This is a genomic window from Pseudomonas sp. AGC41, assembly GCF_057334555.1.
Genome location: NZ_JBHFJB010000156.1, coordinates 66,150 through 73,867, shown reverse-complemented (window position 1 = coordinate 73,867; position 7,718 = coordinate 66,150). Strand labels below are relative to the sequence as shown.

Annotated in this window: 7 protein-coding genes and 2 pseudogenes; all 9 read left to right on the top strand. The window is 59.3% G+C overall.

Going from position 1 to position 7,718, the window contains the following annotated elements:
- Window positions 1–245: 245 nt before the first annotated feature.
- The 9 genes and pseudogenes from ACE04F_RS26880 (at window position 246) to ACE04F_RS26840 (ending at window position 7,660) form a co-directional block, all read left to right on the top strand.
- On the top strand, window positions 246–1,421 hold the full coding sequence (locus tag ACE04F_RS26880; RefSeq protein ID WP_305496980.1) for an L-rhamnonate dehydratase: 1,176 nt from the start codon (window positions 246–248) through the stop codon (window positions 1,419–1,421).
- 51 nt (window positions 1,422–1,472) lie between these two features.
- Entirely contained in the window at window positions 1,473–2,468 is a 996-nt protein-coding gene (gene araD1, locus ACE04F_RS26875; RefSeq protein WP_486110599.1) for an AraD1 family protein, read from the top strand.
- A 28-nt stretch (window positions 2,469–2,496) separates the two neighbouring features.
- A pseudogene (locus ACE04F_RS26870) lies at window positions 2,497–3,611 on the top strand (aldehyde dehydrogenase (NADP(+))); the annotation flags it as partial.
- 118 nt (window positions 3,612–3,729) lie between these two features.
- Window positions 3,730–4,402: pseudogene (gene pmrG / locus ACE04F_RS26865) on the top strand (lipopolysaccharide core heptose(II)-phosphate phosphatase PmrG).
- Window positions 4,403–4,426: 24 nt separating this feature from the next.
- The gene (locus ACE04F_RS26860; RefSeq protein ID WP_486110598.1) at window positions 4,427–5,272 is read left to right on the top strand and encodes a phosphatase PAP2 family protein; all 846 of its coding nucleotides are present in this window, start codon (window positions 4,427–4,429) and stop codon (window positions 5,270–5,272) included.
- Between the two features lie 205 nt (window positions 5,273–5,477).
- Window positions 5,478–5,603: a hypothetical protein gene (locus tag ACE04F_RS26855; RefSeq protein WP_486110628.1), complete on the top strand. Its 126-nt coding sequence runs from the start codon at window positions 5,478–5,480 to the stop codon at window positions 5,601–5,603.
- A 36-nt stretch (window positions 5,604–5,639) separates the two neighbouring features.
- Window positions 5,640–6,002, top strand: coding sequence for a hypothetical protein (locus tag ACE04F_RS26850; RefSeq protein WP_486110597.1), 363 nt, complete (start codon window positions 5,640–5,642; stop codon window positions 6,000–6,002).
- Window positions 6,003–6,248: 246 nt separating this feature from the next.
- On the top strand, window positions 6,249–6,416 hold the full coding sequence (locus ACE04F_RS26845) for a hypothetical protein (protein WP_486110596.1): 168 nt from the start codon (window positions 6,249–6,251) through the stop codon (window positions 6,414–6,416).
- A 62-nt stretch (window positions 6,417–6,478) separates the two neighbouring features.
- A complete protein-coding gene (locus tag ACE04F_RS26840) occupies window positions 6,479–7,660 on the top strand; it encodes an MFS transporter (RefSeq protein ID WP_486110595.1) in 1,182 nt (393 codons plus the stop codon).
- The last annotated feature ends 58 nt before the right edge of the window (window positions 7,661–7,718 follow it).

Genomic DNA, 7,718 nt, shown 5'->3' with positions numbered 1-7,718 from the left:
CTGATACACCGCTTTCGCGAGCAGGCTCGCTCCCACATTTGTTTGTGTATGGCTGATAACCCGATCTGCCCTCTTACCCGGATGCCCTATCACCTCAGGTTATCGCCGGATACGTATAAGTGATTATCCGCAGTCCTCGGACGCTGGCTAAAGTCGGCCCATCGGATGCCGGAGGCCCTCCTGCAAAGGCTCTGCGCACACGACCGACAATGACAAGAAGCCGCCGCCCAAGGAACTGTATTTTCATGAAAATCAAAGCGATCCGTACCCGCGTTTTCGAGTGGAAGGGCAAAGTCGTCCCGCCCCAGGCGCACTTCTGCACCAACGCCAGCGACATCCTGTTCGAGCGCGGCGACGCGATGGGCTCCTTCCGTTTCCACGGCTGGCTGGTGGTGGAAGTCGAGACCGACAACGGCCTCGTCGGTATCGGCAACTGCGCCCTGGCGCCGCGTGTGGCCAAGGAAATCATCGACACCTACCTGGCACCGATCGCCATTGGCGAAGACCCTTTCGACAACGAATATATCTGGCAGAAAATGTACCGCCAGAGCCACGCCTGGGGCCGAAAAGGCATTGGCATGGCGGCGATCTCGGCGATCGACATCGCGATCTGGGACATCATGGGCAAAGCGGTCAACAAGCCGGTGTTCAAGTTGCTCGGCGGTCGCACCAAGGAAAAGATCTGGACTTACGCTTCCAAGCTCTACGCCAACGACAACCTCGATCTGTTTCTCGAAGAGGCCCAGGGTTATCTCAACCAGGGTTTTACCGCGCTGAAGATGCGCTTTGGCTACGGTCCGAAAGACGGTCCGGCGGGGATGCGCCGCAACATCGAACAAGTGCGCGCCCTGCGGGAGCTGGCCGGCCCTGACGTCGATATCATGCTCGAATGCTACATGGGCTGGACCCTGGAATACGCGAGGCGCATGTTGCCGAAGCTGGCCGAGTTCGAACCGCGCTGGCTGGAAGAACCGGTGATCGCCGACGACATCGAAGGCTACATCGAACTGAAGAAGATGGGGATCATGCCGATCTCCGGAGGCGAGCACGAGTTCACTTCCTACGGCTTCAAAGACCTGTTGGAACGCCGCGCCGTCGACGTCATCCAGTACGACACCAACCGCGTCGGCGGCATCACTGCCGCGCGCAAGATCAACGCCATGGCCGAAGCCTGGTCGGTGCCGGTCATTCCCCATGCCGGGCAGATGCACAACTACCACTTGACGATGTCCACCACCGCCTCGCCGATGGCCGAGTTTTTCCCGGTGTTCGACGTCGAGGTTGGCAACGAACTCTTCTACTACGTGTTCAAGGGCGAGCCGCAACCGGTCAACGGGTACATCCAGCTCGACGACAACACTCCAGGCCTGGGCCTGGAAATCTCCGATGAATACCTGAGCGACTTCAACATCATCGAGTGACCTGGACGCGCCGCAAATGAGCGGCGCCTACCCTGATTTCTGGAGGCCACCATGCGCCTGATTCAATTTGAAAACTCCGCCGGAGAGCGCCAGGTCGGCGTCGTCGACGGGGCGCTTGTTCAAGTGCTCAAAGCAACCCGCAATACCCGTGAACTGGCGCTCGCAGCGATCCGCGGCAATCGCAGCCTGCATGAAGAAGTCGCTTCGCGCGGCACCGAGCCGGGCCCGGATTACGCAGCGCTGTTGCACCAAGGCAAAGTCCTGCCGCCGCTGGATCACGAAGACCCAGCCCATTGCCTGATCAGCGGCACCGGCCTGACACATCTGGGCAGCGCCTCGGCGCGGGACAAGATGCACCAGCATGACGGTGAGATCGAGGCCGGCATGACCGACACCATGCGCATTTTCAAATGGGGGATCGAGGGCGGCAAGCCGGCGCCAGGGCAGGTCGGTGCGCAACCGGAATGGTTCTACAAGGGTGACGGCAGCATCGTCGTGCGCCCCGGCGCGGACTTCCCGGTGCCGCCGTTTGCCGAAGACGCTGGCGAAGAGCCCGAGCTGACCGGCCTCTATGTAATTGGCGACGATGGCCAGCCGTATCGCATCGGTTATGCCTTGGGCAATGAGTTCTCCGACCACGTCATGGAGCGGCGCAATTACCTGTACCTCGCCCACTCGAAACTGCGCAGTTGCTCCTACGGCCCGGAGCTGCGCGTCGGTGAGTTGCCCAGGCATCTGGTCGGCACCAGTCGCATCGAACGCAATGGCGAAACCCTCTGGGAGAAGGCTTTTCTCAGCGGCGAGGACAACATGTGCCACAGCCTGGCCAACCTGGAATTTCACCACTTCAAGTACGCGCAGTTCTTGCGGCCGGGTGATGTGCATGTGCATTACTTCGGCACCGCTACCCTGTCGTTCGCCGACGGTGTGAAGACACAGCCGGGGGATCGCTTCCGGATCAGCCTCGATGAGTTCGGTGCGCCGCTGGTCAACGGTATCGGTGAGAGTGCCCAGCCGCTGCCCATCGGCCAGGTGCGTGTGCTCTAAGCCTTCAACAGGAAAATACCCTCATGACATTGGCGCCAGCAACTTTCCGCTGGCCCTTTCCACCGCTGGCGGTGACACCGCTTCGGCGCTGACAGCGGGGTGCCCGGTGGTGTTCAAGGCCCACAGTGGCCACATGGCGACTGCCGAGTGGGTGGCGGACGCGGTCATCCGTGCCGCTGAACGAACTGAAATGCCGGCCGGCGTGTTCAACATGATTTATGGCGGGGGTGTCGGTGAATGGCTGGTCAAGCATCCGGCCATTCAGGCGGTGGGCTTCACCGGTTCGCTTAAGGGTGGCAACGCCTTGAGCCACATGGCCGCGACCCGGCCACAGCCGATTCCGGTGTTCGCGGAAATGTCGAGCATCAATCCGGTGTTCCTGCTGCCCGAAGGGTTGGCGGTACGCGGCGAGCAGATCGCGGCGCAGTTGGCCGGTTCGGTGACGTTGGGGTGCGGTCAGTTCTGTACGAATCCGGGTTGATCATTGGCCTGCGCTCGCCGCAGTTCAGCCTGTTTCTGCAACGCTTCTGCGCGAGCATGAACCAGCAACCGCCACAAACCATGCTCAACACAGGCACCTTGGCCAGTTACAGCCGCAGCCTCGGTGAGCTGCTCGAACATCCGGGCCTGACGCACCTGGCGGGCAAGCCGCAACAGGGCAACCAGGCACAGCCGCAGGTGTTCAAGGCCGATGTCAGCCTGTTGCTCAAGGGCGATGCATTGCTTCAGGAGGAAGTGTTCGGGCCGACCACCCTCCTCATCGAAGTGGAGAATCGGACACAGTTGGCGGCGGCGCTGCACGGCCTGCGCGGACAATTGACGGCCACGTTGATCGGCGAGGCTGACGAATTACTGGAGTACCGTTGGCTGACAGAAGTACTGCAGGAAAAAGTCGGGCGGATCCTGCTCAACGGCTATCCGACCGGGGTGGAGGTGTGCGAGGCGATGGTGCACGGCGGACCGTATCCGGCGACATCCGATTCACGAGGAACGTCAGTGGGCACGTTGGCCATCGATCGTTTCCTGCGGCCGGTGTGTTTCCAGAATTACCCGGATGCGTTGTTGCCCCAGGCATTGCAGAACGGCAATCCGCTAGGGATTCGGCGGCTGGTGGATGGGGAGGTAACTGATCGAGCGTTGTGAGCGGCGCGATCGTTGAATCCGAAGTTTTTTTTCACATCGCTTTCACTGCCTGCCCACGTCCGCCTCTCTACTGTCGCGCCATCGAATCACTGGGTGGATGCCGTCGGGGCGGCTTGATGTGGAACTGAGACTGAGTCTTTTCGGCCTGACGCGCTTGATCGATAGGCGCCGTTTTGCCCGTTACCAAAACGCCGTGGTCGTGCTCGCCTCGGCGCTGCTGGCTGTTCTGTTGGTCCTGTGGCTGCTCAGCCCGGCGGCGGTGCCGGACCTGGCCCACGGCAACGTCGCCGGCGCCCGGGCCCTGGCCAATGGCTGGGCCAAGGGCGAAATGATCGTGCTGGTGCGCCATGTCGAGCGCTGCGACCACTCCAAGGCTGCTTGCCTGGATGACCGCGAAGGCATCACCGACCGCGCCCGTGCCGTTGCGGTGGAGCTCGGGGCCCGGTTCGAACAACTGGGCCTGGACCACGTCGATCTTTACAACAGCCCACGGGTGCGCACCGCGCAGACGGCGGGCTACATGTTCAACAAGGTGAGTGCCGGTGACGATTGGCTGTTCAACTGCCGACATGACCTGCTGCGCAATGCCCTGGCGCACAAAGTGGCCGGTCGCAACCTGATCCTGATCACCCACAGCGAATGCCTGCAGGCGATGGAAACAGAGCTTCTGCGCCCGACCTCGACGTTCGGCTACGGTGCTTCGCTGTTTCGTTTCCATCGCCCAGCCACAAGCGCCACGGTTGCTCGGTTTTATCGAAGCCCCTGATTGGCGCTCGGTGACATTCCAGTAATTCTTCCCACGACCAGGAGCGCTCATGCTGACGTCTGCCCGCGCCCGTTTCTACGGGCTCAACCTCGGAATTCCCCTGGCCTGTGCCGCCGTGGTGTTCCTGCTGTTCGATCTGGCCCGTATCGACATTGCCATCAGCAATCTTTTCTATGACCCGTTGCATCAGGTCTTTCCGTTGGGGCATGTGCGGCTGTTCGAGCAAATCACCCACAAATGGGCCAGGGCCATTCCACACTGGACCGGCAAGGCGGCCATCATCGGTGCCCTGTTGTCGTTTTTCTGGCCGCTGTTCAAACCGGAAAAGCGCCCTGGGCTACTTCGCGTACTGGACAGAACCCGACTGACCAAACCGCTACGTTTTGCCTACAAACACCGTCGCGATTTCCTCTACGTTGTCTTCGCCTTTTCGCTCAGCACCGGGGTTATCCATTACCTCAAGGGTCATACCAGCGTATACTGCCCGGTGGAAACCACCCAATACGCCGGCAAGATCGAGCAAAAGGAATGGTTCCAGAACTTCGACCTGCTGAAAGTCGCCGGTGACGGCCGTTGCTGGCCGGGTGGTCATGCGTCCGGCGGCTTCACGATGCTGGCGCTGTATTTCGTCGCCCGCCGCTACCGCTGGCGTCATTCCAAGGCCGTGATGTATGGGGCGCTGGCCTTGGGACTGGTCTACGGCACCACACGTGTCCTGCAGGGTTGGCACTACATGTCCCATACCTTCTGGTCGGGAATCTTTGTCTGGTTGAGCTGTTGGCTGATGGCGCTGATGTTTTATGGACGAGGCGCCTTGGAGCAGCCGCTGTCGAATCGACAGCGCACGGTGCCGCCCGTCGTGCCAGCGTTGGGCGACGCGCCTTCCTCCGCCTGAACGGCAGGCCTGAAAACTGCGGATAGCGCGAATCAACCGAGCCATTCGGACGCATCCTGTGAGATGCGTCTCTTTTTTACGCAGAAAGTTTTCCCTCTCCTGAACTGACGACGATATGCGCGGTCTGGTGTGCGCGCAACGCTGTGCCTGCATCCGGTTGGCCTGCTCGCACGCTTGCTGTCATTTCTGTATCGAGGGATCGAACATGTCCGTAGTTGCCTTAGGGACGAGGCTTGTCGCTGCGTCGCTGTATTTTCTAGCGATGAACATCGCCGTTGCCGCGCCCACCCCCGGCGATACGGACCTGATCCGCGAACGCCAGGACGTCTGATCCTGCTGACTCCAGAAAGGGTGCCTGGGTGCCTAAATGAATGAAGTCATTAAACAGTTTGATATTCTTTGCGATGTGGCTGCGGCCGCCTTTAGTGAAGAGCTAGAGATTTCCTACGAGAGGTCTTTGTTAAATGTTTTGGAATTTGTTAAAAAAAATCCGGAGTATAAGGAAGATTTCATAGAGAGATTCAAGTTAATTTTAATGTCTGGGGGCTCGCCATTTGAAGTTGTGGCATTTTGCATGCGTGAGCTTCAGTGGTACGAAATTAAAGAATTTGTAATTTCAAAGATGAATCCTTCGGAGAACCCTCGTAGTGAGGCCCTGCGAAGCACATTAACCGCCTATGATGATTTTTGGCCTGATGCGGATCTTTATCGCTACTATGGCGCAGACTAGTTAGTGCAGGTGCGAAAAGCGGGATGGTTGTGGAAATCAGCGCCGAGGTAGAAGGCTTTAAAACGTTGTCGGCGGATTTTTCCAGTTTCATGTTGGACAAGCTTAAGCATGGTAAAGGTCTAGTCGACTGGCGCGCAGATAACTAATCGTCGAAAGACCCTAACAGGCTTGAGTGAGAGGCAGACCACGTTCCTGCCCAATTTCTGCGAAACGTGATCTGCCGCGTATTCAGGCCTTGGTCGACTCATGTTGCAAGTGGACGAAATCCACGGCCCCAGCGACGCCCAGCCCAAAGGCATGTACGCCTCGCCCCTGCACGGGCCTGCTGTGCATTACGCCTACCACCCTTGCGACGATGCACTGCTGTCGGTGCACGAATATGTCGGGAGAGGTTGGAAGCTCCCACAAGCCTGAAGGAGAGCTTTGCCCGTGGCAGTTCGAACACTTTACCGCTGTCTAGCCAAGGTCGGTGACGAATGGAAAATACCAATATGGAGTACACCGACAAACAACGCTGGTTTGCGCTCACCAAGATAAACACCCTCTCGGCCCTGTCGCAGATCGTGCAGATTGGTACCGTCACTCCGCTGCTGTCGCTTTCGCTGGAGCAGCAAGGGGTCGAGCCGGCAAAGATCGGGGTGATTGTCAGTGCCTCGTGGTTAGCGATCCTGTTGCTCTACAAGTGGGTTCCCCGCTTGTTGGCCCATCTGGGCCTCGTCAAGACGAATATCCTCAGCGCAGCACTGACGATTTCCGCGCTGATTGGCATGACCCTGACTACCCATTTGGTACTGATTTTTTCGCTGAACTTCGTGCTCGGTATCGGCTTGATCCTGCGCTGGATCGCCTGCGATACGTGGATCGTCGCGGTCGCCTCAAAAGACGAACGCGGCCGGGCGATCGGTGTGCATGAGACCTTGATGGGCCTGGGTATCGCTGTTGGCCCGCTGGTATTGGTTGTGTTCGGCGTGGAAAGTGCCGCGCCTTACTATGCCTGTGTCCTGATCGTGTTGTTATCCGGCGCGCTGGCCTTGACCCTCAAGGACTACGATACGCGACCGCAAACCCCGACGGAAAAACGCCATGGCAAGTTGTTCAGCGTCATCCCCACGGCGCTGTGTGGCGCGTTTATCGCAGGCTTTTCGGAAACCTCATCCGTATCATTCCTTGCAGGCTACAGCCTCTCGGCCGGTTATCTGTTGACCGCCGCCACCCTGCTGATATCGGTGTTCGGCATTGGCGGCACTGTCCTGCAACTGCCGATCGGCTGGATGGCCGATCGCAGCTCGTACAAAGTCGGCCAATTAGTCTGCGGCTTGATACTTTTGCTGGGTACGCTGGCCATTCCGCTCAGCCAGCCGTTTCCTTGGCTGGCGACGATTATCGTGTTCCTGTGGGGAGGCGCCATCGGCGGCATGAACACCCTGGCAGTGATCGAGGCGGGAGACCGGGTTGGAGAACATCAAGTGTCCACCGCCATGACGGCCATTGCGATGTTCTACACCTTGGGCAGCGTATTGGGCCCCATTGCCACGGGGGCGACAGTGTCCTACGTCAGCGCGCATGGACTGATGATCTCGGTGGGGATAGTCGGTGCGGTTTTTATTGCGATGTTGATTTTGCGTAGAGCGCCGCGGGAGGGTAGTTTGCGCCGGTGATCTTGTTTTGGCGCCGTGTGCTGTTGCGGGGGGGGGGGGCAAAAACTGGAATGCCCAC